We start from the raw sequence: 1,331 nt of genomic DNA, 5'->3' as shown, positions 1-1,331 counted from the left end.
GCAGTACCCGGCAGAGACTGCTTCAGCCGAAACCTGAAGCGGCACTGCAGAAGACAGGAAAAGAAAACCGACAGTGAATGCTGTCTGCACCTCCCACACATGCAATGCAGCTGGCTGTCCGGTCTCACTGAAGTTGGCAATGCTGACCTGGGGTCTTGCCAAGCAAACTGAGATAGATCGCGCTGCTGCCGTCTTACTTGAGTTGGCAATTCCGTATGCATCTCTCGCCCGGTAGACCACCGACCGGTCCGAGCCGGTCCGCGCCTCGCGTACTACGAGACCGTCCTCCTCCAGCTCCTTGAGCGCGAGACCGCAGAACTGGCCGTAGTCCCGCGTACGCACGACCCGATGCTAACCCGTAGATAAACACCTGAAAGTGTGCTTCTTTAGAGCAAGTAGCGCAGATCCAGAGGGGGTGTGATCACGACATGAGATTGACGACGACGACCAACGTCTCGGTGGACGGCGTGATGCAGGGGCTGGGCGGACCGGACGAAGACCGCACCGGCGGCTTCGACCGCGGCGGATGGGCCATACCGCTTCTCGACACCGGAACGGGGGACTATCTCAACCAGATCTACGGCGGCGCGGCCGCGTTCCTGTTCGGCCGGCGGACGTACGAGATCTTCGCCGGCTACTGGGGAGCGATGACCGACCCGAGCGCGAACCCGATCGCCGCCGCGCTGAACAGCCGGCCCAAGTACGTGGCATCGACCAGCCTCACCGACCCGAAGTGGGCGGGCACGACTGTCCTGACCGGTGACGTCGCCGCAGCCGTCGTTGATCTGAAAACGCAGCAGGAGGGCGAACTGCTGGTGCCCGGCAGCGGTGCCCTCGTCCGATGGCTGCTCGCCAGTGACCTGGTCGACCAGCTCGACCTGCTCATCTATCCCGTCGTCGTCGGCCAGGGCGCACGGCTGTTCCCCGATTCCGGTCCGGACATCGCACTCGACCTGGTCAGCTCGCGGACCACTTCCCGGGGCATAACCATCCAGACCTATCGGCCTGTCGGGCGCCCGGAGTACGGAACGTCCACGGCCGACCCGAACACATGACTTGGCCGCGCCGACCCGAGATCGCGTCGCGCAGGACACCCAAGATCCGTCCGCGCCGCGCCGGGGAACAGCCACCGCTGCCCGTCCGTGAGAGCGATCCGGTGCACGATTGCCACCTTAACTGAGACAAACCCCGAAACCCGTAGGCTGCCACCTAACTGCGAAAATGCCAACTAAATTGAGACAGCGGTCCAGGGGCGCTGCCGCGCCGTGGGGGTTGAAAGTCTGCCCGTCGCGTTCCGGGGATCCGTGGAGGCCTGACGGGACAGCGGAGGC

At 64.2% G+C, this 1,331-nt stretch carries 2 protein-coding genes; one reads left to right on the top strand and one right to left on the bottom strand.

Features of this window, described 5'->3' with window-relative positions:
- A partial coding sequence (locus AC5RWU_RS24260) for a hypothetical protein (RefSeq protein WP_493986724.1) occupies positions 1-342 on the bottom strand: 342 nt, incomplete at its 3' end.
- Positions 343-428: 86 nt separating this feature from the next.
- Between AC5RWU_RS24260 and AC5RWU_RS24255 the strand changes: the two genes are divergently transcribed.
- Positions 429-1,055: a dihydrofolate reductase family protein gene (locus tag AC5RWU_RS24255; RefSeq protein WP_493986723.1), complete on the top strand. Its 627-nt coding sequence runs from the start codon at positions 429-431 to the stop codon at positions 1,053-1,055.
- Positions 1,056-1,331 lie beyond the last annotated feature (276 nt).

Source organism: Arthrobacter sp. B0427-1-12, from assembly GCF_059092905.1.
This window is presented reverse-complemented; position numbering and strand designations above follow the sequence as displayed.

Excerpts from the sequence above, each read along its gene's own strand:
- AC5RWU_RS24255 (WP_493986723.1), top strand. The coding sequence starts at position 429 with ATGAGATTGACGACGACGACCAACGTCTCGGTGGACGGCGTGATGCAG.